The organism is Shewanella psychrophila, from assembly GCF_002005305.1.
Taxonomy (GTDB): Bacteria; Pseudomonadota; Gammaproteobacteria; order Enterobacterales; family Shewanellaceae; genus Shewanella; species Shewanella psychrophila.
This window is the reverse complement of record NZ_CP014782.1, coordinates 4990378-5015218: the sequence shown is the minus strand read 5'-3', so window position 1 is coordinate 5015218 and position 24841 is coordinate 4990378. Positions and strand designations below refer to the sequence as shown.

The following is a 24841-nucleotide window of genomic DNA, read 5'->3' as shown; positions in this document are numbered from 1 at the left end:
CTTAACTGCATTTCATACTCACTTATTTAGTAGCCATCCAGTAGATAAACAGCAGGGCAAAACCAACCAGGTAGGTCATGCCTAACATAGACAGAGATTTCATTTTCCAGCCGTAGCGGTCTGATTCAGCCAGAGCAGAACTGGTCATTAATTTATAGTTTAGCCAAGCAAAAATGACAGTGGTCATAAAAGCTAAAATCATTACAAATTCTAATAGCGGCAGTAGGGCTCCCTTAAAAAACAATATGATACCTAAGCCAATTGCACTGATGCTTAGCATGACTCTGGTTAAGCCTTTTTCAGTGTTTTGGGTTTTAGTCAGTAAACGTAAGCCCATATTCAGGGTGCGACTGTAGCCGTCGATGACAGTCACTGTGGTACTGAAGATACACAGTAGGGCGACAGTGCCAATAAGATAACGTGATTCGCTGCCTAAAACCTGGCTGTATAGGTCTATGAGTTGGCTGGCAAATTTAGCCCCTGATGCGGAAAACTGCTCGCCACTGCCATGCATAACTAATGAGCCAAGGGCGAGAAAGACGATAGCGAGAATTGCAGTTGTCAGGTAACCAAAGTTAAAGTCGAAGATGGCTTGCTCTTTGGTTATTGGAGTCGTTTTCTTTTTCTCTAATAGCCATAGCGAGTTCCAGGCACTGACCTCTATCGGGGCTGGCATCCAACCCATCATGGCGACGAGGAAACCGATATAGCCCCACTGCCAAGGTGACTGTGAGACAAAGTCTGGGCTGATGACCGAGGGAGCGTTGAAGGCCAGAGCGACGGCAATGAGGGTTGAGATAGTCAGGCACAGCATGATCACTTTAGTGAGCTTATCGAGCAGAGCGTAATGACCAAAGATAAGTAGAGCCAGACTCGATAGCAGTACAATGAGCGCCAGCAGATCGATGGAGAGGGGAACGAAGAGGGTCAGCATGGCGGCTGTTAGCATGGCCACTCCGGCCGTACTTGCTACGGCGGCTATGGTGTTGAGACCCGTAAAAAGTAAGAGGTAGCCTCTTCCTTGCTTAAGATACCCGTGGAGTAAGCTCTCTCCAGTCGATGCTGTGTAGCGAGCGCCGGCGGCGAAGAAAGGATATTTTAGCAAGTTAACCGCTAAGATAACCCAGGCTAGTTGCCAGCCAAACTCAGCGCCTGCACGAGTGGAGGCAACAAGATGAGAGGCGCCAATAGCTGCTGCGGCCATCAGTAAGCCTGGCCCTAATGCGCTGAGTAGGTATTTGACTTTAGACAATTGAGTCCCTGTGTTTGGGGGAGTATTTAAACTCGGGTCATTTTGCGGTTTATCCATTGCATTCATGTTCTTGTGTCGGCTCCATAACGTCTTATTGGTTATTTTTATCTTAATATATAGGGCCGTCGAATATGACACGCCTAGTATGAATATTAAAAGAAGTTTTTGGACAGAAGGTGAAGAGTTTATTAGATAAGCCTTATTTTTGCTGGTAAGGCTATTTAGGCAGGTGATCGACCAGCAGCTGTTTAAAGTCCCTTCAGTAACCTACTTACACTTGTTTTGATTTTGTGAGCTTTATGTTGTTAATTGTTTTTATGAATTTAAAAGCCATTATTTATTAAACATTTACATAACACCCCTCCACTAGCAACCTATCAAGTCTTGCGCAGTGATGACTCTGGTTTTAAATCGGCGAATATAGCAAGCGATTGAAAATAAAAACAATTCAACAAGTGGAAGGGACCCTCATGGCCTATCAAAACAGTAAGTTGAGCCACACTCGCTCTATTAAAGGTAGATTAGGAAAATTAACAAAATCGGCAATATTTACCGCAAGTGTCTTTGCCATACCAACATCGGTATTAGCGAATGATAATAGTGAAATAGAAGATTTAAAACAGCAAGTCGCAAATTTAAGTGAAAAATTAGATGAGCTATCCGTCAGTGAAATATCGACCTCTGGCGGTGGCTTAGAAGTTGTCAGTAAAGATGGCAAATACAGTTTCGAAATGGGTGGACGTTTCCAGCTTGATTACAACGCATTTGATGGCGTTTACAATGCCGATAATGGCGGTGAAACGGGCTCAGATCTGTTTCCCAGGCGCGTAAGAACCTTTGTAGAAGGCCAAGCAGATAACTGGGATTATAAGTTATTGCTCGATTTTTCCGAAGGCGCCGAGATCACCATGGCGCGCCTGCGATACAAGGGCTTTAAGGGGGGGCCTGTGATTAAGCTAGGTAAGATCCGTGAAGATATCAGCATGGAAGCGCTTACCAGCAGTAAGCATATTACGGGGATCTCACGCTCTATGTTGTCAAATACCATGTCTCCTTATTTTAAATATGGTGTGGCGGCGTATCAATATTTCAAAGATTCAGGTTTACGCTACGCCATAGGTGCATACAAGGGCGGCTCATTTGGCGCAACTGGTAAAGATGAAAACGATAAGTTAGCACTTTCTTACACAGGTCGTTTGACCTGGTCTCCGGTTCATAATGAAGGTGAAGTATTGCACTTCGGCTTGTGGGGATCTCATCGTGATATGGGCGGCAATGATCTGTCAGCCAAATTCGCTCGTGGTGAGGTACGGGAAACCAATGTACGTCTGGTGAACTATGCGGCAGGCGGGGATACCTATGCAGTGGATAATTTGCAGCAGTGGGGACTAGAGTTTGCCGGGGTATATGGCCCGGTATCTTTGCAGGCTGAATACGCTGTACGAGACGTAGAGGCGGTCGACTCGGTCAACGATGATTCCTTCGATGGTTATTATGTGACAGCCAGTTACTTCATCACAGGTGAAAGCCGTAAATATGCCAAACGCGGCGTCTTTAGCTCACCGACTCCACTTTCTACCAATGGCGCCTGGGAAGTCTTTGCGCGTATGAGTAACTTCGATGCCACCTCTGAGACCCAAGGTACAGAGGCTGATGTGGCTACCATAGGTGTGAACTACTACCTCAATAAGAAGATTAAGTTTATGGCTAACTATTTGATGTCTGATGTTAGCGGTCCGGGGACTCAAGCGTTAGTTGGAGATTATGACAGCGGTAATGCCATGACACTAAGAGCGCAATACCTTTTCTAAATAAGTGCTTATGTACATAGGTGCGAACACTAAGGCTCGCACCAAGCTCAGCTTATTTTTAGAAAAGTCATCAATATAATTTTTGGAGAAAGTCATGAAACTGACCAAATTTACCTCTAGTGCTATAGCCGCTGTAATATTAGCCATGGGAATGGGCGCGGTTAGCGCGGCCGAGAGTATCGATACAAGCAAGATCCACTTTTTAATTCCGGGAGGCCCCGGTGGTGGTTGGGATGGCACCGCCAGAGGTACAGGCGAGGCCTTGCTCAAATCCGGCATGATAGACAATGCCTCTTACCAGAACATGTCTGGTGGCGGTGGTGGTAAAGCCATCGCTTACATGATTGAAACCGCGGCTAAGCAAACCGATACCTTGATGGTCAACTCGACACCTATTGTTGTTCGTTCACTGACTAAGGTGTTTCCGCAGTCCTTTAGGGATCTCAAACCTGTGGCAGGAACCATTGCCGATTATGGTGCCTTCGTGGTTCGGGCAAACTCAAAATATCAGAATTGGGATGAAGTGGTTGCCGATTTTAAGCTTAACCCGAGAAAGGTGAAGTTCTCCGGCGGTTCGGCTCGAGGTAGCTTAGACCACTTGGTTGCAGCTATGGCGATGCAAGCGGGCGATGTTGATGTGAAGCGTTTGGTTTATGTGGCTTACGATGCTGGTGGTAAGGCGATGGCAGGTTTGTTATCGGGTGAAACGGCAATTTTGTCGACGGGTGTCGGTGAGGCATTGAACATGGCTCAGAGTGGTGAGGTGAGAATTCTGGCCATTACATCGCCAAAGCGTGTCGAGGCAGTCCCTAATGTGCCAACTTTGACTGAGCTGGGTTATGACGTCGTCTTCGCTAATTGGCGTGGCTTCTTTGCGGCTCCCTCTATGTCAGATAAGAAAGTGGCAGCCTATGCCAAGCTTCTTGGTGGCGTTCAGGGAACTCCTGAGTGGAATGAGATCAAGGATCGTAATGGTTGGGTGAATCTTTATAACCCGGATAGCGAGTTCTACCAGTTTCTGGAGCACCAGGAGCAAGTGATTGGTGGCCTGATGAAGGAGCTAGGTTTCTTAAGGTAATCGTTTAACCAAAATACACAAAGCATGACTCTCTGCCTGCATCTTATTTGTATGGATACGGGCAGGGAAACACCTAACTAAAAAATACTATAAATGGTGAATATTATGAATATCAGTAAAGACAAGCTTGGTGCGCTGTTTTTTTTCATATTTAGCGTCTGTTATGGCTACTACGCTACTCAAATACCCCTATATCCAGGTGAAGAATACGATGTCTTTACCTCCCAGACGATGCCAAAAATCTATGCTGTCAGTGCCATGTTGGTGTCGGCTCTGGCGTTATTCCTAGCAATAATTGAAGAAAGAAGGTCGGTATCTTTAAAGACGGAAAATAAAGATAAGCCCTATTTTGACCGTAAGGGCTGGAGCCAGTGTGGTGCACTTATTGGTTTAATGTTTTTTTACGGCGCAACCATCGAAGCCCTGGGCTTCATCCTGTCTACTATCGTCTTCTTGAACATAGGTTATCTCATCTTAGGTGAGCGTCGTCCCAAAATACTGTTTCTCGCCTCGGTGCCCGTGGTGATTGTCTTTTGGGCAATCATGACTCAGTTACTCGGTATCTATCTTTCAACCGGCGATATCTGGAGCTAAGACTATGCATGATGGAATATTATTGGGATTTGAGACTGCGTTTTCGATGCAGAACATCCTATTTGTTATCTTTGGTTGCTTCGTTGGTACATTTATCGGCATGCTTCCAGGCCTTGGACCGATCACTGCCATCGCGTTGATGATCCCTATAACCTATGGAATTGACCCATCATCTGGGATGATCTTGATGGCTGGTGTCTATTATGGCGCTATATTTGGCGGCTCTACTTCATCAATTCTGATCAATGCCCCGGGAGTGGCCGGAACGGTTGCGACCTCGTTCGATGGCTATCCTTTAGCCAGGCAAGGTCAAGCGGGTAAGGCACTGGCGTTAGCGGCTTATTCTTCTTTTTGTGGTGGAACTATCGCCGCGGTTTTCCTGCTGGTGGCGGCGCCCATGTTATCTAAGGTATCACTGAGTTTTCAGTCGCCGGACTATTTTGCTTTATTGGTGTTGGGACTCACTGCGATAGCGGCATTCTCCAATAAGGGCCAGTTCCTCAAATCCATCATGATGACTCTTTTGGGTTTGATGTTGGCGACTGTAGGCACGGATCAGGCTTCCGGTGTCGAGCGTTTTACTTTCGGCCAGATAGATTTACTGGACGGGATCAGCTTTCTCTTGATTGCGATGTCGATGTTTGCCCTCTCGGAAGCTTTGATGTCTATCATAGCCAAGAGTAAGGCTAAGGAAGGTGAGCTAGCGTCGGCAGAGCAAGCTGCTTCGACTAAGGTCGGTAGCTTGAAAATTACCAAGGCAGAGATTAAAGAGGTAGCCCCTACTGTGGCGCGCTCATCCGTACTGGGGTTCTTCGTCGGTGTGCTACCGGGAGCTGGGGCGACCATTGCATCATTTCTGGCCTATGGACTGGAGCGTAATTTGGCATCGGCTAAAGAGAAGTTAAAGTTCGGCAAGGGAAGTCTACGTGGATTGGCGGCTCCCGAGACGGCCAATAATGCTGCCTGCAGTGGCTCCTTCGTGCCACTGTTAACCTTAGGTATTCCAGGTTCGGGGACGACTGCTGTTATGTTGGGTGCCTTGATGGCCTATGGCATCCAGCCTGGCCCTAGGTTGTTTCTCGATAATCCTGAAGTGTTTTGGTCGGTTATCGTGTCTATGTATCTGGGCAATATTGTGCTGCTATTTATCAACCTGCCGCTGATCCCTTACATAGCCAAGGCACTAACCTTGCCTAAGCAACTGCTTACTGTGTTGATCTTATTCTTCTCTTTAATAGGTGTGTATCTGGTGTCGTTCAACGCCTTCGATATCTTTATGATGGCGGGGTTTTCTGTGATTGCTATCGGCCTCAGGTTACTCAACTTTGGCATGTCCCCCTTGATTCTGGGTTTCATTTTAGGTGGCATGTTAGAGCAGAACCTGCGTCGTTCTTTGACGCTTTACGACGGTTCTATCTCATTCCTTTGGGACAGGCCCATCACATTGACGATTCTTATCGTTGCGGCCTTGATCTTGTTGCTGCCTAAGCTATCTGAGTTTGTACGCAGGGGGAGAAACAAGCCTGCAGAAGTGAATTAACTAAAGAGTTCCAATCAAGTTTTGTAACGTAAGAAGTGCAGTAGGGTGCGGCTTACACTCCTTTATTCTTACGTTACTTTTTTGACAAACCGTTAACAGAAAACTTATTATCGTATTTTGTATCCACAACACCAATTCGAGAAAGGAGTTTTCGATCAGGATAAAATTATGATCTCTATCGTCTCAACGTTTAAAAATTTAGGTTTACACAATCGTCTGGCCTTCTTCTCCTTGAGTCTGATCATAATACAAACATTCGGTTTAGGGGTCGTTGCAACTTATAGTCTACAAACCAATCTAGAAGAGCAGATTGGAAAACGTGCTTTAGCCCTGTCCAAATCATTAGTTCATCATCCCATAATTATTCAAGGGCTTATCAATAAAGACAGCGCCTCGGTACAAGCCTTCGCGGAGATTATTCGCCATAACACTGAAGCCAGGTTCATTGTCGTCGGTGATGTTGACGGGGTGCGTTATTCCCACCCAAATACGAGTAAGCTAGGTAAGAAAATGGTGGGTGGAGATAACAGTCAGGCCTTAATTTCCGGTGAGTCCTATATTTCAAAGGCAATGGGATCTTTAGGCATATCAGTTCGCGGTAAGAGTCCTGTTTTTTCTCCCGATGGTGAGATTATTGGTCTGGTATCGGTGGGCTTTCTCGAAGAAGATATCGATAAAGTCGTCGGTAAGTTTAAGCGTAATTTTCACTTCTTTTTTGGCTTAATACTCTTGGCGGGAGTGGGGATAACCATCTATATCTCTAAACGTTATCGTGATGACATTTTCGGGCTGGAACCCGAAGAGATCGCCCGAACCTATACTGAGCGTAAGGCCGTGCTGGCCTCCATTCTTGAAGCCATCATAGTGATTAACGAAGCGGGGATCATAACCAGTGTCAACCCGGTTGCTTTGAAGCTTATCGGCAAAGCGGACAGAGACAAGGTTGTAGGTAAGGCTATCGATGGCCTGCTATCACTCTCTCCTATACTTAGCGCCGACAATGCCGGATTATCCTGGCGGGATATTGAAGTGGATATTAACGATCAGTTGATGATCTTAACTAAGACCCCATTGTTGATTAACGGCGAGAACAAGGGAGCTGTGCTCAGTTTCAGGCTTAAGGATGACATAGTGGTACTGAGTAGAAAACTGTCTCAGGTGCAGCAATTCTCTACCATGTTACAGGTGCAGACCCATGAGTACTCAAACAAGCTTAACACCATAGGAGGCCTTATCCAGATTGGCTCCGTCGATGAGGCGCTGGAGTTGATCACCAGTGAAAGCTCGGGATATCAGGAGATGATAGAGTTCTTGATTGCGACCATAAAAGATCCTGTGATGGCGGGATTCTTTCTGGGTAAATACAATCAAGCCCGAGAGCGTAATATCGAGTTTATCATAGAGCCCGATAGTAGTCTCAATGATATTCCTGTGAATATACCGCGAGAAAAACTGGTCACTATTCTGGGAAATATTATAGATAATGCCTTCGATGCCAGTCTTAAAAACAGAGATAAAATTCATATGGTTAATTTGCATATGACAGATATAGGTAATGACCTGATATTTGAGGTTGTAGACTCAGGCGGCGGTATAGGTAGCGACTTGAAAGAGAATATTTTTGCACTAGGTGAAACCACTAAGGCAGAGATGGGGCATGGGATCGGTATGTACCTAGTAAAAAATGCCCTCGCTCAGTTAGGCGGGTCGATATCGATATCTAATGCTAGGGCTGGCGGTACCATCATGACTGTGTATATCCCCAAGCAGCTGGCAAAAAGATCATAAGCAAGCAGAACCAATAATGAATAGAACAAGAGCAAGGTATTCTGATGAAGATGAAAAACGTACTGATAGTTGAGGATGATGCCAGGATTGCCGCTATCTTAGCTAAAACCATCGACAAACGAGAAGAGTATGAGGTCATAGGTGTTGCCTCGAACGTGACAGAGGCGATAGATGTCATAGATTGCTTCGCACCGGATCTCGTATTCTTGGACATCAGCCTAGATTCGAGTAGCGGCTTGGATGTGATTAAATATATTCGTCAGGAGATACAGGAGAATGCGCCGACAGTAGTGATGTTAACGGCCGCCAAAGATGTGGAGGTTATCCAAAAATCTGTGGCCTCAGGTGTATTCGATTATATTCTTAAGCCTATCTCTTTTTCACGCTTGAATCAGACCCTGCAACGCTTCGCGGATTATTCAGAGAAACTCGAGACCAGGCAGGCATTCGAGCAGGAAGATGTGGATCTTTTCTTTGGTCTTCAACATGATGAAGAACCTGGAACGGGTTTAGAAAAAAGCGAACATGCGCCTCTGCCGAAGGGAGTCGATAGCCTGACCCTAGAGAAGATTATTAGTGCATTTAAGCGCGAGCCTGCCACCGCATATACGGCGGAAGTCATGGCTGACCGTATTGGGATCAGTCGAACGACTGCCAGGCGTTATCTGGAATATCTATTATCCGTAGAAAGGGTGAAAGCCGATATCGAATATGGCACCGTGGGTCGTCCAGAACGTCGTTATATCTTCATTTGAGTAGTTTCCTTTAAGTACCTTCATTCTTATAGAGTTATTTCATTGGGTTATCATCTTTGCGCTTCAAGTGAGGCGCGCGCCTTTATCTGCATCATAGTCATCTCTGCTTTTATAGACCCTATAAATAGAGTTTGTAACTCTTTATTTCTAAGAGTCTGCTTTATTTGACTTTTCTAATTTAGGCGATAGGTTAATACTTGCACGAGTAATCAGACGTCTGACTGAATTTTGTTGTAGTCAAGTGATTGAAAAATAATAATATCAAAGGATGATAACAATGAAGCAAGTAATAACACCAAGCCTGTGCGCCCTGGCTATCACCTCACTGTTTGCTAATGATCTATATGCGGCAGCTGAAACCGTCGAACGAATCGAAGTGACCGGATCGCGTATCAAACGTACCGATATCGAAGGTCCGTCGCCTATTCAATCCATCAGTAAGGAAGATATTGCTAATATGGGGTTCGATAACCTGCAGCAATTACTTGAACGTATGCCTGCCAACGGTGCAGGTGCATTTTCAACTCGTGGTAACAGTCAGGATTCTACAGCGAACGGCGGAGCGTCTATCAGTCTGCGAGGATTGGGCCCTGATGCAACACTCGTCTTGATTAACGGACGCCGCGTAGCTGCTTCGGCCTTTGCCGAGGGGATTACCAATTCGTTCGTCGATATTAACAACATACCTGTATCTGCTATCGAGCGTATCGATATTCTTAAAGATGGCGCGTCCGCTATCTATGGTTCTGACGCTATCGCTGGTGTGGTCAATATCGTGTTAAGGAAAGATATCGAGGGGATAGAAATCAATCTGGGCTTAGGCGATGCCACTGGTACTGATTATGGTGAGCAGACTGCTAGTTTAGTGTGGGGGATAAAGTCTGAACAGGGCAGTGCGTCGATAATTTTGGATTATTTCAAGAACGATACACTGGCTGCCAGTGAGATGGGCCGTTTCGGTACGGCGAATCAGAGTCCTTATGGTGGCGAAGATTATCGCTCTTCTCGTGGTTTCCCCGGCTATTTTTATGTCAACGGCGTCAAGACTATCGACCCTGATTGTCCTGCTGATTCAGCAACTGCAAGCGGCAGTTGTTTGTTTGATTATGGCCCATACAACCTCACTATTCCCAAATCTGAGCGTGTAGGTGCTATCGGGCAATTTGATTATGATTTTAATGATGAATTAACAGCGTTTCTTGAATTTGCGGTACAGCACAACACCTCTGAAGCAGGGGGGGCTCCAACCCCTCTCGATGAAGATGCAGGGCTTACCGTTCCTAGCACTCATCCGGATAACCCTTGGGGACAGGGCATTGAAATAGGTCGCTATCGTACCGTCGATGCCGGTGCCCGTCGCTGGGATATCGAGTCTGACTCTATGCGTTTAGTGGTAGGACTTCGCGGCATGATCGATGACTGGGACTGGGAAGTATCTGCTCAAAGAGGCCGCAGCGAATCGACTCAGACGGGGGATAGGTCTCAGGGCTGGGTCAGAACCGATTATCTGCAAGCAGAGATCGATGCGGGCAACTATAACCCCTTCGGTGGCACGTATAACTCTCAAGAAGTCATAGATCGCATCACCACTAGCTTAGTACGCCAAGGTGAATCTAATATCACCTCATATGATGCCAGCATTACTGGTCAGGCATTCACCTTAGGGGGGCGTGACATCATGATGGCAGCGGGCGCGGAATATCGTGAGGAAGATGTCAGTGATATACCCGATGAGCAGTTTCGAAGAGGTCTGATTTTCGGTACTGAAGCGGTTTCTGCCCAGGCTGCTCGAGATCAATATGCGGCCTATGTGGAATTTTCGATTCCCTTAACCGATAACTTCGAATTACAACTAGCAGGTCGTTACGATCATTACAGTGATTTTGGCTCGACCACTAATCCTAAGGTCGCGTTCCAATGGGGAATGACGGAAGATCTTACCGCTCGTGCTTCTTGGTCTACAGGTTTTAGGGCACCTTCTTTAGCTCAGATAGGTTTAGGCCCGTCTGAGGAAAGTAACTTCTTTATCGATAAATATCGCTGTGCAGCCGATGGTGTGGATTGTGAACTTTTGGACTACAACACGGAATTTGCTGGTAACCCTGATCTGGAAGCTGAAGAGTCTGAAACCTGGAACGTCGGCATGATCTGGGCACCTAGTCAGCAATTTGATCTGGGCTTCGATATTTTCAGCATTGTCCAGGATAACAAGATAGACAAGTTACAGCTGAGCGATATTTATGACGCTAATTGTAACGATCAAAATAGCAGTGTGTGTGAACGTTCAGCCGCTCAGCCTGGTCAGAGTTTAGGGCCAATCGATGTTATTCACTCAAGTTTCGTTAACTTAGGTTCCCAAGAAGTGCAGGGCATGGATGTTTCAGCCCATTATAGACTGGGGCTGGATAGCTATGGGGACATTAAGTTTGGCTTAGAGTGGAGTTATATGCATAACTTCGAGAAAGAGATCGGCGGAGAGTCCGTCGATTATACCGGTGGTTATGAGTATCCCGAGAACCGTTGGTTGGCGACGACAAACTGGATGGTGGATGATTTTGCCGCCAATGTTAACCTGAGTTACATAGGTGAGTTTGATGATTTCAATAAGACGCGTACCGTCGAGTCTCAGTTATTGGTGGATATGTCGGGCTCATATCGCTTCAGCGAGATGTTTAAATTAAGTGTCGGCGTGAATAACGTGTTCGACGAAGAGCCACCTTTCGCCATAGGTGATGGCGATGCCGATCTCTATGGTTATGCGATGGCGGTTCATAACCCCTTGGGTCGATATGTTTATACTAAGCTGACGATGAATTTTTAACCTTTCAAATTAAGTGAACTTGAGTATATTGTTACAGGCTACAACTTATAGTTATTGCTATTAGGTGTAGCCTTTTTATTAGTACGTCATTAATGGGAGTGAGAATGATCAAGTTATATGGAGTACCCCGAAGTCGTTCACTACGTGTGTCATGGACGTTAGAAGAGTTGGGGCTAGATTGGCAGTATCACTATATTAACTTTGCTAAAGGCGATAGTCGCAGCCCAGATTTTCTTGCTGTGAACCCTTGCGGTAAAGTGCCCGCATTAGTCGATGATGAGTTAGTTGTGACCGAGTCCGCTGCTATTGTTCTCTTCTTAGCCGAGAAATATGGCGACAGAAAGCTGTTACCCCAGCTTGGCAGCGATGCCTCAGCTTTGCATCATAAGTGGATAAGTTTTATCACCACTGAACTTGAGCAGCCGTTATGGACGATAGGAAAGCATAAGTTTGCTTTGCCTGAAGAAATACGCCAAGAGAGTATGTTTGCTGTGGCTAAGTGGGAGTTTGATAAGGCGGCTGGCATTGCCGAAAATTGGCTGCCAGAATCTGATTTTCTGTTAGGCGATGAGTTGAGTGTCGCGGATATTTTACTGGCGCACACCTTAGTTTGGGCGACTCGATTCGAGCAAACTATTCCGCCTAAGCTTGCTGCATATCGTGATAGAATCGCGGCGAGACCAGCCATGGCGAAAGCGCTAGAGAAAGAGATGGCGGGTGCCGAATAGCTTATACCGATTGGTATGATATTTTAATACCAATCAGTAATGAGTTGTGATCTAATATAGGTATCGCAAATAACCCGTATCTCCGTTTGAAAAACTATACCGCTGAAGAGATTTTAATCTTATCTAGAGCAGAAAAAGAGCCGCGTAAACGGATCCGATTACTGGCAGTAGCCTTATTCCTAGAGGGGCATAGCCGAACAGATGTCGCCGAGAGACTAAAAGTAGCCCGTGGCAGTGTTAACGCCTGGGTAGCAAAATATCTTGCGAGCGGCCCCAAAGGATTAGATGCCAAAAAGAATAAGGGCCGTGATAGCTACCTCACCTCAAGCCAAAAGCAGCAACTAAGTGCATATATAGAAGAACAAAGCATAAGTTCCTCTGGAGGCAGACTGACAGGTGACGCTATCCTAAAATATATTCAGCTACGCTTTAATGTCGACTACCACCCGAATGCGATTTACAAACTACTGGAACAGTTAAGTTTTAGCTGGATAACTAGTCGTTCTAAGCATCCAAAGCAATCACCTGAAGCCCAAATGGCTTTTAAAAAAGTTCCAACTGGAAACGATCCTTAACATCCCTGGTAGTGTGGCGCTTGAACGGGTAGATATTTGGTTTCAGGATGAGGCTCGATTTGGTCAACAAAATAGTACGACACGCTTGTGGGCGAGAAAAGGGACGCGTCCAAGAGCTGTGCGTCAGCAGCAATTTGAATATGTCCATTTCTTTGGTGCTGTTTGCCCACAAACAGGAGAGACTGAAGCGATAATTACGCCATACCTAAGTAAGGACATTATGCGTCAACATCTATCACTGATATCCCAAAGAACAAAGGCTGGTCGACATGCTGTTGTTGTGATGGATGGTGCAGGTTGGCATACCGATGATATAGCGGATGAATTTAATAATCTAAGTATCATCAAGTTACCTCCGTACTCACCAGAGCTAAACCCAATAGAACAAGTATGGAGTTGGTTACGACAACATCACCTTGCTAATCGCAGTTTCAAAGGTTACGAGGATATAGTGGATGCCTGTTCGATTGCTTGGAACTGTTTCATTAGTGATACAAAAAGAGTGGTGTCACTATGCCGAAGGGACTGGGCAATAATGACTTAATGTTAAGATGGAATGGTATAAAACGGTCTTTTGAGCGGCCTTTTGAAAGAGTAGGCGTAAAAAAAGCATCTATTCAGATGCTTTTTTTCATTTATGCTTTCGAACCTCGAACCTGGCAGCTATATCTGTGTCGCAGCCCACTTAGCTCTGATCTCACGGCTTTCTTTCAAACCTTCCTTCTCGCGGTAAGCTTTATAAGCTTCTACATCGAGTGCTACTAGCGTTACTTCCACTTCAAGCACCAGCTTACACTCTTTCTTGATGCGCCAAGCTGATGTGCTATAAAGTTCGGTCAGTGGCAATGAGCCTAAGAATTCAGGGTTATATTGGGCGTAGACAGCTTGAGTCGGATAGACGACAAAGCTTAGGCGACGCTTAGGCTCTTGCTTGAATAACTCTTCGATGCCATCACAGGTGTTGAGCACCTGCATTTCGATGATCTCATCGATCTCTAATAGCTTCTTTTCTGCAAGTCCTGATACGGGCTTTTCACCTGCTTCCCAGGCGATGACATCGTTTTCGCTGGCTTTACTTAGCTCGGCTACTTGAGCCTGTGTCAGACCCAGAGATAGACGCAGGAACGTAATTTCGATGGCATTTAGACCGGCATTCTTTGACATGTTTTTTCCATAAATTTGAGTGTCTATCCGAGGCCTTATTCACACTATATAGTGCAAGTGCAAGCCGTGTTCGGATAGATAAATACGCTGCGTTAGAACTTAGAACTTAGAACTTAGAATCTAGTTATTGATATTTAACTCTGTAACCAGACTTCTTCGGCCCATTGCCAGAAAGATTCCCAAGTTTCGCTTTCGAGTTCATCTTCGCTCCAGAGCATGACCTGACCTTCCTGATCGATACAATAAAAACTATTCCCCTGCTGACATATGGCTACGTACTCACGTGACATGCCGATTGACCAAGCATAGGCTGTGACTTCGGCAAGGTAAGTGTGGGAATAGGGGTCGCTGGCGGTTACCGGCTCTAGTGTCCCGTAAATGACATTACTGGCATAGAGTAGATATTCCTTTAGCTCGGCAGGAAGAGGCATTAAAATTTCCTCTTCGACCACTACAATTTGTTCAAATGTAGGGAGTTCTAAAGGGATAGGAACGGTTTCACTCAGTTCCTGAAGTTGCTCTATGATCTCGTGCATTGTCTCTTCGCTGATTATTTATTTATAGACGCATTATATATGGTCTGAATGGTTTTTGTTAGCGCTTAGGCTGCTGATGCCGTGATCAAGCTTGCAGCATCGATGCGTTTATATTGTAGCCAAGCTTTGTGATATTGCTTATGAGACACTTGGCGAAGACGTGTTATTTGGGCCTGCTCAATGTCGTTCAATGCTCGGCCTTGATTCACGGCTAGAGTTTCGATGGTTTGCACATCTTCATAAACTTGGTGCTCGGCACCATTTTTGATGTTAGCTATCTCACTCAAGTGCAGTTGCACTTCGGCAATCATCTGAGACTTAGGTAGCCTGATGAGCACATTAAGATCCCGGTATCCCGAGTCTTTAGGTGAAGCGAAACGGTTTTTTACCTTGATGATCTGAGTTTGACTGGTTAAGGCCTCATAGGCGGTCACCAAGTCGTGGATATTGTTGGTTACTATGCTGGCTCTGGCAAGGTCGGTGAGTAGGCTCGCATCACCAGCATGTTTACTACTGACCTTCTCGCTGGCTCTGGAATAACTTTTAATTGCGGGAACTTGTGTTTCAATCTGATTCGCTGTGGAAATCTGTTTTAAAATTTGTGTCAATTCATCTTGGGCTGTTTGCGCTTGGGAGTAGAGGGAGTCTAGATCTGTGCTGGTCTGCCTAGGTGGATGGTATTCAAGGCTTGATATCGATGTGAGTCCAGAGAGATCTTTACTGATTGCTTGCCTGACGGCATAGCTATCACTTTTCTCTTTTATATTAGATTGAAATTCGTTTGTGGCAGCGAATCCTGGCCGGGTGGACAGAAGGAGAAGGAAAATAAAGAAGGTGCGGAACAAGCGATTCATACTATTTATCAACATCAAATTAGCCTCATTACCTGAAAGAAAAACGAAGTAAAACTAAACGATGCATCTAATCTATGCCTCAAGTGCTTAATCTATGCTGAACGGCAAATTAACTTTTGTTCATTATCTATTCATAATGTTTGAGGCATAAAAAAAGAGCGCCTAAGGCACTCTTTTTAAATATAAATAGTTATTTATCAATTACCAAATCTTTACACGATTTTCGGGAGCTATGTACATAGCATCGCCTTCTTTCACGTCAAAGGTGGTGTAGAACTGGGGCATGTTGGATAGTGCGCCCAGTGAGCGGAACTTAGCCGGTGAATGTGGATCGGTTGCTACACGGTTACGCATAGACTCTTCTTTGATCTTAGCGCGCCAGATCTGAGTGAAACCGATGAAGAAACGCTCATCTCCGGTCAGTCCATCGATAACTGGTGCTTCTTTACCGTTAAGTGATTTCTTGTATGCCTTATAAGCGATAGTCACACCGGATAAGTCACCTATGTTCTCACCAAGGGTTAGCTCACCGTTTACGTTGAGATCGTCAAATACAGCGTAGCCATTATATTGTGCGACGAGTGCTTTGCCGCGAATGGCGAACTCTGAGAGATCTTGCTCAGTCCACCAGTCACGCATGTTGCCTTCACCATCAAATTTAGCGCCTTGGTCATCGAAGCCGTGACCCATCTCGTGGCCGATCACCGCGCCGATACCACCATAGTTAACCGCATCATCGGCTTGCATGTTGAAGAAAGGTGGCTGAAGGATGGCCGCAGGGAATACAATTTCGTTCATGGTTGGATTATAGTAAGCATTGACCGTTTGAGGCGTCATATGCCATTCCCATTTACGGATTGGGCCTGCCAGTTTTTCAAGCTCTTTCTCGTGTCCAAGCTCATTGGCGCGAATGTTGTTACCGATGAGATCGTCTGCCTTGATAGTCAGCTTAGAATAGTCTTCCCATCTGTCTGGGTAACCTATCTTAGGATCAAACTTTGCTAACTTGTCTTTGGCGGCGACTTTAGTGCCGGCACTCATCCATTCTAGGTTGTCGATACTGGTGCCGTAAGCGCCACGTAAGTTTTCAACTAGCACTTGCATGCGCTCTTTCGCGGCTGGAGCAAAGTGACGCTTAACGTAAACTTTACCAACGACTTCACCTAGTAGGTTGTTGACCGTGCTCACACCACGCTTCCAGCGAGGTTGCTGCTCGGCTTGGCCATTCAATGTTTTAGAGAAGAACTCGAAGTTTTCATGATCTAACTTACCCGTCATTTCACCAGCGAAATGAGTCAGTAATTGCCACTTCATGTAGGTCTGCCAGGTCGACAACTCATTGGCTTTAAGGACTTCATTGAATCCTTCGATAAAGCTAGGCTGGTTGATGATGATATCTTTTTGATCTTGGACGCCTAAGGTCGTCAGGTATCCAGTCCAGTCGATATCTGGTGCAAGTTTAGCGAGATCCTTAACCTGATAAAGGTTATAGGTCTTAGTACTATCACGGGTTTCTACTACATCCCAATGTCTGCTAGCTATGGCAGTTTCCAGTGCTAACACCTGCTCTGCGCTGGCCTTAGGATCTTTAAAACCTGCTATGGTAAACATTTTTTCTATATGCTCGACGAAGGCTTTACGAATATTAACGAAACGTTCGCCTTCGTTGAAATAGTAATCCTTCTCAGGCAGGCTGAGACCATATTGCCATATGTGTGTGGCGTAGCGGCTTGAGTCTTTAGCATCTACATCGATATAGAAGGCAAATGGGGTACCGCTGCCTATGATTTGACTATGGGCGAAATAGCTAACTAGATCGGCTTTGGTCTTAAGGGCGGCAATTTTATCCAGTTCGGCTTGAATTGGTGCAGTGCCGAGTTGGTTGAGTGTGTCTGTGTCCATAAATGAACGATAAAGATCGGCTACTTTCTGTTCATCGCTTCCGGCAATAAGATTAGGCGTTGCGGCGACTTCTTCTATGATGGCTTTAACATCGTCACGTGACTTTTCACGGAGATCATAAAAAGCACCAGTGCTGGTTCTGTCACTGGGAATCTCGGTATTCTTGAGCCAAGTACCGTTAACGTAGCCGTAGAAGTCATCTTGAGGACGAATAGACTTATCGAAGTTAGCGAAGTCGATTCCTGACGTTAACGCCATTTCAACCGCTGCAGCCGTTTCTGTTTTGCTTGTTTCAGGGGCTTTAACTTCAGCTTCCTTATTGTTGCATGCCGCCAGGCCTACAATCAGTGAGGCACATAAGCCTCCAACGAGTACTTTCTTCATGCTGTATCCTTTATTGCCCATTTATTGGGTCATTTATATTTATGTCACTTAATACTAATAGGTATAATTCGTGTGTCGCTTTGCTGAGCGCTTGTTTACTTTGATAACCGAGTGAAATGTTACTACTTGACGGCTAAATACCCAATGCTCAAATATGTGATATTAAACGACATACTGGCACACATGTTAAGTCGAATTGGGGAATATAAACAAGGTGTAAAGTCTAGAGCGAACTAGATGTAGAGGCAACATGTGTAAGTAAAGGTTTCCTTTCACGTTAGCGATGAATTTGGTCAGAAAATTCATCGCTGCTGAAACTCAATTGACTGAGGTGGCAGCATGCCTAGCTTGTTAAAGTTTTGCCCTTTAGGGGATAGCCCTTCATAATGGCGCCACTTTTTATTTGAAACTTGAGAAATTTAAGTGCGTTTAGACAAATTTATCTGTGAATCGACTGAGCTCACTCGCTCATTAGCTAAGAAAGCATTACATCGTGGTGATGTGACTTGCAATGGCGAAGTGGTTAAAAATTCAGGTTTTAAAGTAGAAGTTGGGCAGACTATCTGTTTAGATGGCGAGGTTATTTCTGTGGTTGGTCCAAGGTTTTTGATGCTTAATAAGCCCGTCGATACTATCTGTGCCACGTTTGATGAGGTGCACCCAACAGTTATTGACCTGCTCGATATTGAGAAAGCAAATACTCTGCATATTGCCGGTAGATTAGATATTGATACCACAGGACTCGTGTTGATCACTACCGATGGGCAATGGTCACATAAGATCACCTCGCCAAAGAAAGATTGCGGTAAGTGTTATTTGGTCACATTGGTCGATGAACTCCAAGTCTCATTAATCGAGACGTTCGCTCAAGGCGTAGAGCTGAGAAATGAAGATGGTCTAACTAAACCCGCAGTGCTTGAGATTATCGATACTCATACAGCGCGTTTGACCATCACCGAAGGTAAATACCATCAGGTGAAGCGTATGTTTGCCGCCGTAGGCAATAAAGTCGTCGGTCTACATAGAGAAAGCGTCGGTAAAATAGTGCTAGACGATGACTTAGCACCTGGCGAGTGGCGTTTCCTGACCGATGAAGAGGTAGCCTCGGTCTAGTTTATTCATAGCTTTGAGAGAAGTGAGAAGGGCCCTGAAAATAAGGCCCTTTGGCTCAAGTCTTTATGGGAGTCTGTTGGCTACATCCTTTTACTCAGCTCAACGTCTCCGCTAATTGTATTGATCTTTATATCTGCAGTAGGTTCACCGCTTTTAAATTTTAGATATGAAGTGGGTGAGTACTTTTCTTTGGTCGGTTTATCATCGCTATAACGATTGTAGATCTTACCTCCTGGGCCACCATTTAGGTTGAATCTGGCATTGATGAACTGAGGCAATTCGAGTTGAATATCTCCGCTAACAGTCTCTAAGCTAGCGGTAGATTCGAGAGCCAAGAAAGAGAGCACAATATCACCACTGACACTTCGAACCTGGAGCTTGTCGACTTTCTGTAGCATAACCTTGCCGTCACCTGACACTTGCTCGATTGACACCTTAGTAGCCAGAGAATTGGCGTTTAGCTTTCCACTGACAGATTTATAACTGATCTCACCACCACTGTTTTTATCTTTAATAGTGCCAGATACGGTATCTAGTTTGATATTTCCCTTTAAGCCATCGGAAACGATATCGCCGGAAATGGTGTGGATCAGTACCTCACTGGAGAGCTGGGTAGCCTTGATATCACCACTGACTGTGTTAATGCTGATATCGCCCACAAGGTTGGATAAATTATAGCTAGATGAAATGCCTTCGGCGTATAAGTTTAGTTTTTTGGGGACTGTGATAATTAATGATGAGCCACTGTTATTTTTGCCACTAAATTGTCGTGGCATTTTATCTTCTAGTGTGACTGAGTTACCTTGCTGCTCTAAGATGAATCCTTGGCTGAGCTCATCTAGGGTACCTCGGACATTGATTTCTTGTTTATCCCAACTTTTAATTTTGACATCGCCTCTCAACACTTTGATATTGAGTCTAAGGTCATCGGTTACCTTGATTTGTTTGTCGATAGTCTGCGCGGCCTGCACTAAATTACTCATAAGCAATAAGGGAATGAGTAAATAGTGAGTGAGTTTTGCCTTTATCATATGATCTCTCCTGATGAATTTTGTGAGACAGGGAGTTTTTGCCCCTGCTTTAATAGTTCAATTTCTCTGTGTTGTGTCCAAAGCCAAAGTTGCCACAATTGTTTATCCCTTGGGTTTTGCCTCAGGGTCTGATAAATCTGTTTTGCAGCTTGCCTTAACTGCTCGATCCCAGTTTCTACCGGTGAGCTATACGGGCTGCTTTGCCAGTTAACAAGTCGATTTACTTGCTCGAGGTGAGCGAGTTGTTTTTCATGATCGAGGTGAATCTTAGTTAAAGTGTCTAGCAGGGAGATGTTTACTTCTGTCACCGATAGTGCGGAGAGTCGAGTCCCTATTAACACTGCGAACACCATGACACTTGCGATGGCTAGGAGTGACCAATGCTTGTGCTGCCATTTATGCTTGGTTTCTGTAAGGGGGGCGTTTAAACGTCCTTCAATCTTTCCCCAGAGCTCCTCTTGTGGAGAAAGCTCCTGAGGGAGGGTAGAAACCATATTACTTAGTTGTTTTTCACTGGGTTTCATCACAACATCTCCTGCAGTAGTTTTTTGGCTCGATGAAGCTGGGCCTTACTGGTTCCGGTGGCTATCCCTAATAGGTTGGCAATCTCGTCATGTTTGTAACCTTCGACTTCAAATAAGACAAATACGAGCCTAGATCGCTCTGGCAGTTTAAGTAGCAGCTTATCTAATAATTCATATTCGAGGGTTTCTTGACCCTGCTCTATAGCATCCGATATCGGCAGGAACCTGGCCCAAAAGCTCTTATGCTTCTTTATGCTAGTTAATGCCTGGTTTACCGTAAGCCTATGTAGCCAAGTGCTAAACTGACTGTCTCCTTTGAATTGGGGCAGCTTTTGCCATAAACGCACAAAGGTATCTTGGGTTGCTTCTTCTGCGAGATCTATTTGACCCGATAGCCTAAAACAGAGTCCATAGACGCGTTTATGATGCAATTGATAAATCTGCTTGAATGCCGATTTATCACCTTGTTTAGCTTTTTCAATCAGCTCAATTTCTGAAGGCTCTCTCTCTTCGATGAATTGTATCTGTACACTCACTGAATATTCCCTGTGCTATACAATAACGAAAATTTATTGATACCTAATTAGACACAGGCAAGTGAGTAAAAGGTTTGGATGGGCGTAAATAATTTATACAAATGTATAACACTTAGTTATTTTAGTGAAGTGACACTCTAGATGTGACTCGAGAATGCGGAAGTGAAGATAAGCCAGAGCAGGCTTGAGAAGAGTAGACTGGAGTCAAAATGAAAAGGAGAGGGAAGAGAAGCTTCCCTCTAAAAAATGACAGATAATTCTATGGAAGAATATCGCTATATTTCAGAATGTAACTGAGAATAGACGAGCTGGGCACCGACGAGATCGGCCAGAGCCGTGCCAACGGTCTTAAATAGTGTTATCTCTTGGTCATTTGTCCTGCCAGACACTTGGCCTTTACAGAGTTGAGCAAGTTCACCCACGACTGAATCAAGGCTATAAACACCTTCTTTGACCGGGATAAGTAGCTCACCCGCTTCCGCAAACACGTTAATTTTTGAATCTACATAAACTGATGACTTCAAGATGAGCCCTGTATCGCACTCGCGTCTATCATGATTATGATTACCCACAAAATCTGTATGAGTGCCGGCTTGTACCCAGTCACCGTTAAATAGTGGTGTGGATGAGCCTGTTGCACAGCTGATAATATCTGCCGCTCTGACAGACTGTTCGATATCATCACAAACAGATACTTTAATATCCGGTCTGGCCTGGCTAACTGCTTTGACGATGCTTTGCGCCTTATTAGGATTTCTGCCCCAGACGTATATTTCACTGATAGGGCGGATACTAGCATGGGCGAGGGCCATAAATGAGGCGAGGCGTCCTGTGCCCATAATCAGCAGCTTACTGGCATCTTTCTTTGCTAAGAAGTCCGTACCTAAAGCCGAAATGGCGGCTGTTCTCCAGTAGGTAACACTGGTTCCGTCTACTAGCGCCTGGGGGACTCCGGTCTTACGATCGAATATCATGATCTTGGAATAGAGGCTTTCTAGTTCACTACTCTTAGCTGGATTGTCAGGAAAGTAGGTAAATGCTTTAACTGCTATGGTTTTTTCATTCCATGAGGGGAGAACCGCGAATGCATCGCTATGGGAGGAAGCTTCATCAAGGCTGAATACCTGACGCTGGGGCATGCCAGCAGGTTTGGAAAATGTGTCTCTAAGCTCTGAGATAAGTTTTGGAAAGTTTAATGTTTGATTAACTGTGTCAGCATCGATTACCTGCATACTACCTCCTTTATATTTTGGGATATTGTATATCTTGGTCGTGGTAATATAAAGTACCAGTTTTAATTTCTGTTTGGTTTTTTATCTCCGAGTGCGGCATGTCGATGGTTTATTTAGTTTTTGTCTATAAAAATTAGTTGATATGTCCAGCAGTGTGGATAATAGTAGTTAAATATGTTGTGATGATTTTGTTACAGACTGATTTTTATTTACCTTTTATATAGATTTACGACTATTTTTAAAAGAGTGCTTGTTTTAAGGGACCCCAATATGCTCATTCGTCATAAATTGCTATTAAGTGCTGCCGTTTCAATCCTTTCATTAATCGCGATGTTTGGTTTACAGCGCTATTCCAGCTCAGTTCAGGCTGATTTATCGATAGCTGCTCAAAGTGTTATCGAATTAGAAAATGAAGTACTCAGCTTGAGGAAAGATGAAAAGGATTTTTTCGCTCGGTTAGACATGGAATATTTAGAGAAGCATAAGGCGAATTCGAATGATATGAACGCTGTGATGAACACTCTCAGGAAGGAGTTTGTCATGTATGACATTCCTACTGATTCTCTGGATAGCTTCAATAAAAGTATACAGTATTATAAGCAGTCTTTCGAAACTGTAGTGCAACTACAACAAGAGATAGGTTTGACACCTAAAACCGGTCTATATGGTACTTTACGCCAGGCAGTTCGGGATGTTGAGACCTTAGTTAAACAGCATGATCAACCTAACTTGATGGTGGTGATGTTACAGCTCAGACGTAATGAAAAGGATTTTATGCTACGGCGTAAAATGAGCTATATCGAAAAGTTTGACGGTAATATTAATAAGTTCCAACAGCTTTTATTATCGTCACCACTAGACGCGAGTTCAAAAAGTCAGATTTCCTCTCTTATGTCTAGTTATCAGAAAGATTTCGCAACTTTAGTCAGTAAAGAGCAGTCCTTGGGATTAACCAAAGATGATGGACAAATGGCAGCGCTACGAGATGCTATAAACACAGCTGAAGCTGATTCAACTAGCCTGAAAAAGCAGGCGTTAGCTGCCATCCGTGATGCCGAAGAGTCAGCATTTGTTCTGGGCATCACAATATTTATTCTGATTGCCATCATCTTATGTGGTTTCACCTTCTTTATTATTCGCAGCATCATGGATCCGGTCGATCGGATCACTAAGGCCATTTCGAATATAGAGAAAGATAAGGATTTGACTATACGCTGTGATGCTACAGCTGAAGATGAGTTAGGTCAGATTGCTAAACACTTCAATAGTATGGTTGAGAGTTTCCAGTGTTTGATTGAAGAGGTGAATGAGTCTGTGCAGATCATGAATCATTCATGTGGAGAGCTATCCATGAATGCGGCAAAGGCATCTGAAGGCGTTGGCCAGCAACTTAATGAGACAGATATGGTGGCGACAGCTATCACTGAGATGGGGGCGACTATCGATGAGATAGCTAAAAATACTGAACTTGCAGCTGATAGAGCCAGTAACACCCATGATAATGCTCAGAAGGGACAATTGGGTGTAGAGCAAACCATCGAGAAAATTCAATCATTAGCCGAGCAGTTAAATGGTTCGGCTCAGGTGGTTTCAGATTTGGAGAAAGACAGTGAGACCATAGGTAGCGTATTAGATGTCATTAGAGGTATTGCCGAGCAGACTAACTTGTTGGCACTAAATGCTGCCATCGAGGCTGCTAGAGCCGGGGAACAGGGTCGAGGATTTGCCGTGGTAGCGGACGAGGTCAGAAGTCTAGCCATGAGAACACAAGAGTCGACTGAAGAGATTGCCGGAATAATTCAGACGCTGCAAGCTAGAACTCGCTCAATTGTGCAGTTGATGGAAGCGACGCAAAAGCAAGGCGGAGAGAGTGCCGAACAGGCTGCCTCTGCAGGAACTCTTTTGCAACAGATAAACTTAGATGTCACTAATATCATGGATATGAGTACTCAGATTGCCGCCGCAATTGAAGAGCAGAGTATGGTTGCTTCTGAAGTGAATAAGAATGTGGTAATTATCAGAGATATTGCCCAGGATTCGGCGACAGCAGCCGACGAGAATGCCCGTGCTTCTGATGAAGTTAAGTCGCGGGCGGAATCACTACAACAAGCTGTGAGTTTGTTTAAGATATAGATATAGATATAGATATAGATATAGCATCGAAGAGTGATAGCTTAGGACTATTGCTCTGCTTTGATTAAGAAGGATTGGGAAGTGAGGCCTTTATTCTCTGGAATATAGAGCTCAGAACTCTAGCTTTAAAAACATATGCTTCAGATACAAAAAAACCTCGCTTGGCGAGGTTTTTTGTTTTAGTCGCAAAGAGCGCCTAAATGAAATATGGTGCCCGAACCCGGAATCGAACCAGGGACACGAGGATTTTCAATCCTCTGCTCTACCGACTGAGCTATTCGGGCAACGGGCGTCATTAGAAAGCTTTTGAGGATTTGAGTCAACAACTTTCGCTATTTTCTTGGTTTTAATGGATTGTTTGGGGATCTTTTGTGCTATATACGGCGATATTAGCCTTTTAGCTAGAGATTAACGAGGGGGAGCCCCTATTGGGTTTATCGCTTCATCTTCTTTGAAGTCGCAGTGTGCTAGATACAAAAAAGCTCCCGAC

At 44.7% G+C, this 24841-nt stretch carries 20 protein-coding genes and 1 tRNA gene; 11 read left to right on the top strand and 10 right to left on the bottom strand.

Going from position 1 to position 24841, the window contains the following annotated elements; genetic code table 11:
• Positions 1-22: 22 nt before the first annotated feature.
• The gene (locus tag sps_RS21790; RefSeq protein WP_149027438.1) at positions 23-1204 is read right to left on the bottom strand and encodes an NRAMP family divalent metal transporter; all 1182 of its coding nucleotides are present in this window, start codon (positions 1202-1204) and stop codon (positions 23-25) included.
• Between the two features lie 518 nt (positions 1205-1722).
• Here sps_RS21790 and sps_RS21785 point away from each other — a divergent pair.
• From sps_RS21785 to sps_RS21745, 9 genes are all read left to right on the top strand, one after another.
• Positions 1723-3063, top strand: a complete 1341-nt coding sequence (locus tag sps_RS21785; protein WP_077754407.1) for an OprO/OprP family phosphate-selective porin — start codon at positions 1723-1725, stop codon at positions 3061-3063.
• 94 nt (positions 3064-3157) lie between these two features.
• Complete coding sequence (locus sps_RS21780) at positions 3158-4141, top strand: tripartite tricarboxylate transporter substrate binding protein (protein WP_077754406.1); 984 nt, start codon at positions 3158-3160, stop codon at positions 4139-4141.
• A 105-nt stretch (positions 4142-4246) separates the two neighbouring features.
• A complete protein-coding gene (locus tag sps_RS21775; protein WP_077754405.1) occupies positions 4247-4735 on the top strand; it encodes a tripartite tricarboxylate transporter TctB family protein in 489 nt (162 codons plus the stop codon).
• 4 nt (positions 4736-4739) lie between these two features.
• Entirely contained in the window at positions 4740-6275 is a 1536-nt protein-coding gene (locus tag sps_RS21770) for a tripartite tricarboxylate transporter permease (RefSeq protein WP_077754404.1), read from the top strand.
• 168 nt (positions 6276-6443) lie between these two features.
• Positions 6444-8063 carry an ATP-binding protein gene (locus sps_RS21765; protein ID WP_077754403.1) on the top strand — a complete coding sequence of 540 codons (1620 nt, stop codon included), beginning with the start codon at positions 6444-6446 and terminating at the stop codon, positions 8061-8063.
• A gap of 44 nt (positions 8064-8107) precedes the next feature.
• A complete protein-coding gene (locus tag sps_RS21760) occupies positions 8108-8818 on the top strand; it encodes a response regulator (protein WP_077754402.1) in 711 nt (236 codons plus the stop codon).
• 277 nt (positions 8819-9095) lie between these two features.
• A complete protein-coding gene (locus sps_RS21755; protein WP_077754401.1) occupies positions 9096-11639 on the top strand; it encodes a TonB-dependent receptor in 2544 nt (847 codons plus the stop codon).
• Positions 11640-11743: 104 nt separating this feature from the next.
• Positions 11744-12367 (top strand): glutathione S-transferase family protein, encoded by a 624-nt coding sequence (locus tag sps_RS21750; RefSeq protein WP_077754400.1) that lies wholly within the window; start codon positions 11744-11746, stop codon positions 12365-12367.
• Between the two features lie 86 nt (positions 12368-12453).
• Positions 12454-13486, top strand: a protein-coding gene (locus sps_RS21745) for an IS630 family transposase (RefSeq protein WP_169915688.1) whose coding sequence is annotated in 2 segments (ribosomal slippage) — positions 12454-12920 and positions 12919-13486 — 1035 coding nt in all. Because the reading frame shifts where the segments join, the coding sequence is not laid out codon by codon here.
• Positions 13487-13605: 119 nt separating this feature from the next.
• On the opposite strand, the gene sps_RS21740 is transcribed toward sps_RS21745, so the two are convergent.
• The 4 genes from sps_RS21740 to sps_RS21725 form a co-directional block, all read right to left on the bottom strand.
• Positions 13606-14106 carry a DUF4447 family protein gene (locus sps_RS21740; RefSeq protein WP_077754399.1) on the bottom strand — a complete coding sequence of 167 codons (501 nt, stop codon included), beginning with the start codon at positions 14104-14106 and terminating at the stop codon, positions 13606-13608.
• A gap of 134 nt (positions 14107-14240) precedes the next feature.
• Positions 14241-14642 carry an SMI1/KNR4 family protein gene (locus sps_RS21735; RefSeq protein ID WP_077754398.1) on the bottom strand — a complete coding sequence of 134 codons (402 nt, stop codon included), beginning with the start codon at positions 14640-14642 and terminating at the stop codon, positions 14241-14243.
• 65 nt (positions 14643-14707) lie between these two features.
• Positions 14708-15496, bottom strand: coding sequence for a RelA/SpoT domain-containing protein (locus tag sps_RS21730; protein WP_077755813.1), 789 nt, complete (start codon positions 15494-15496; stop codon positions 14708-14710).
• Between the two features lie 201 nt (positions 15497-15697).
• Positions 15698-17782 (bottom strand): M13 family metallopeptidase, encoded by a 2085-nt coding sequence (locus sps_RS21725; protein WP_077754397.1) that lies wholly within the window; start codon positions 17780-17782, stop codon positions 15698-15700.
• A 423-nt stretch (positions 17783-18205) separates the two neighbouring features.
• Between sps_RS21725 and rsuA the strand changes: the two genes are divergently transcribed.
• Entirely contained in the window at positions 18206-18895 is a 690-nt protein-coding gene (rsuA, locus tag sps_RS21720) for a 16S rRNA pseudouridine(516) synthase RsuA (protein ID WP_077754396.1), read from the top strand.
• Between the two features lie 80 nt (positions 18896-18975).
• On the opposite strand, the gene sps_RS21715 is transcribed toward rsuA, so the two are convergent.
• From sps_RS21715 to lhpI, 4 genes are all read right to left on the bottom strand, one after another.
• Positions 18976-19926 carry a DUF4097 family beta strand repeat-containing protein gene (locus sps_RS21715; protein ID WP_077754395.1) on the bottom strand — a complete coding sequence of 317 codons (951 nt, stop codon included), beginning with the start codon at positions 19924-19926 and terminating at the stop codon, positions 18976-18978.
• Positions 19923-20450, bottom strand: coding sequence for a hypothetical protein (locus tag sps_RS21710; RefSeq protein WP_077754394.1), 528 nt, complete (start codon positions 20448-20450; stop codon positions 19923-19925). Before sps_RS21710 ends, sps_RS21715 begins: the two co-directional genes overlap by 4 nt.
• A complete protein-coding gene (locus tag sps_RS21705) occupies positions 20450-20986 on the bottom strand; it encodes an RNA polymerase sigma factor (RefSeq protein ID WP_077754393.1) in 537 nt (178 codons plus the stop codon). Before sps_RS21705 ends, sps_RS21710 begins: the two co-directional genes overlap by 1 nt.
• 275 nt (positions 20987-21261) lie before the next feature.
• Positions 21262-22218, bottom strand: coding sequence for a bifunctional Delta(1)-pyrroline-2-carboxylate/Delta(1)-piperideine-2-carboxylate reductase (gene lhpI / locus sps_RS21700; RefSeq protein WP_077754392.1), 957 nt, complete (start codon positions 22216-22218; stop codon positions 21262-21264).
• A 270-nt stretch (positions 22219-22488) separates the two neighbouring features.
• On the opposite strand from lhpI, the gene sps_RS21695 reads away from it, so the two are divergent.
• Positions 22489-24351, top strand: coding sequence for a methyl-accepting chemotaxis protein (locus sps_RS21695; RefSeq protein ID WP_077754391.1), 1863 nt, complete (start codon positions 22489-22491; stop codon positions 24349-24351).
• A 208-nt stretch (positions 24352-24559) separates the two neighbouring features.
• On the opposite strand, the gene sps_RS21690 is transcribed toward sps_RS21695, so the two are convergent.
• Positions 24560-24635, bottom strand: a tRNA-Phe gene (locus tag sps_RS21690).
• Positions 24636-24841: the final 206 nt, after the last annotated feature.

Coding starts and splice junctions, on each gene's coding strand:
- sps_RS21755 (WP_077754401.1), top strand. CDS start 9,096: ATGAAGCAAGTAATAACACCAAGCCTGTGCGCCCTGGCTATCACCTCA.
- sps_RS21760 (WP_077754402.1), top strand. CDS start 8,108: ATGAAGATGAAAAACGTACTGATAGTTGAGGATGATGCCAGGATTGCC.
- lhpI (WP_077754392.1), bottom strand. CDS start 22,218: ATGCAGGTAATCGATGCTGACACAGTTAATCAAACATTAAACTTTCCA.
- sps_RS21765 (WP_077754403.1), top strand. CDS start 6,444: ATGATCTCTATCGTCTCAACGTTTAAAAATTTAGGTTTACACAATCGT.
- sps_RS21715 (WP_077754395.1), bottom strand. CDS start 19,926: ATGATAAAGGCAAAACTCACTCACTATTTACTCATTCCCTTATTGCTT.
- sps_RS21775 (WP_077754405.1), top strand. CDS start 4,247: ATGAATATCAGTAAAGACAAGCTTGGTGCGCTGTTTTTTTTCATATTT.
- sps_RS21750 (WP_077754400.1), top strand. CDS start 11,744: ATGATCAAGTTATATGGAGTACCCCGAAGTCGTTCACTACGTGTGTCA.
- sps_RS21785 (WP_077754407.1), top strand. CDS start 1,723: ATGGCCTATCAAAACAGTAAGTTGAGCCACACTCGCTCTATTAAAGGT.
- sps_RS21710 (WP_077754394.1), bottom strand. CDS start 20,450: ATGAAACCCAGTGAAAAACAACTAAGTAATATGGTTTCTACCCTCCCT.
- sps_RS21735 (WP_077754398.1), bottom strand. CDS start 14,642: ATGCACGAGATCATAGAGCAACTTCAGGAACTGAGTGAAACCGTTCCT.
- sps_RS21730 (WP_077755813.1), bottom strand. CDS start 15,496: ATGAATCGCTTGTTCCGCACCTTCTTTATTTTCCTTCTCCTTCTGTCC.
- sps_RS21740 (WP_077754399.1), bottom strand. CDS start 14,106: ATGTCAAAGAATGCCGGTCTAAATGCCATCGAAATTACGTTCCTGCGT.
- sps_RS21790 (WP_149027438.1), bottom strand. CDS start 1,204: ATGGCCGCAGCAGCTATTGGCGCCTCTCATCTTGTTGCCTCCACTCGT.
- sps_RS21780 (WP_077754406.1), top strand. CDS start 3,158: ATGAAACTGACCAAATTTACCTCTAGTGCTATAGCCGCTGTAATATTA.
- sps_RS21770 (WP_077754404.1), top strand. CDS start 4,740: ATGCATGATGGAATATTATTGGGATTTGAGACTGCGTTTTCGATGCAG.
- sps_RS21695 (WP_077754391.1), top strand. CDS start 22,489: ATGCTCATTCGTCATAAATTGCTATTAAGTGCTGCCGTTTCAATCCTT.
- sps_RS21725 (WP_077754397.1), bottom strand. CDS start 17,782: ATGAAGAAAGTACTCGTTGGAGGCTTATGTGCCTCACTGATTGTAGGC.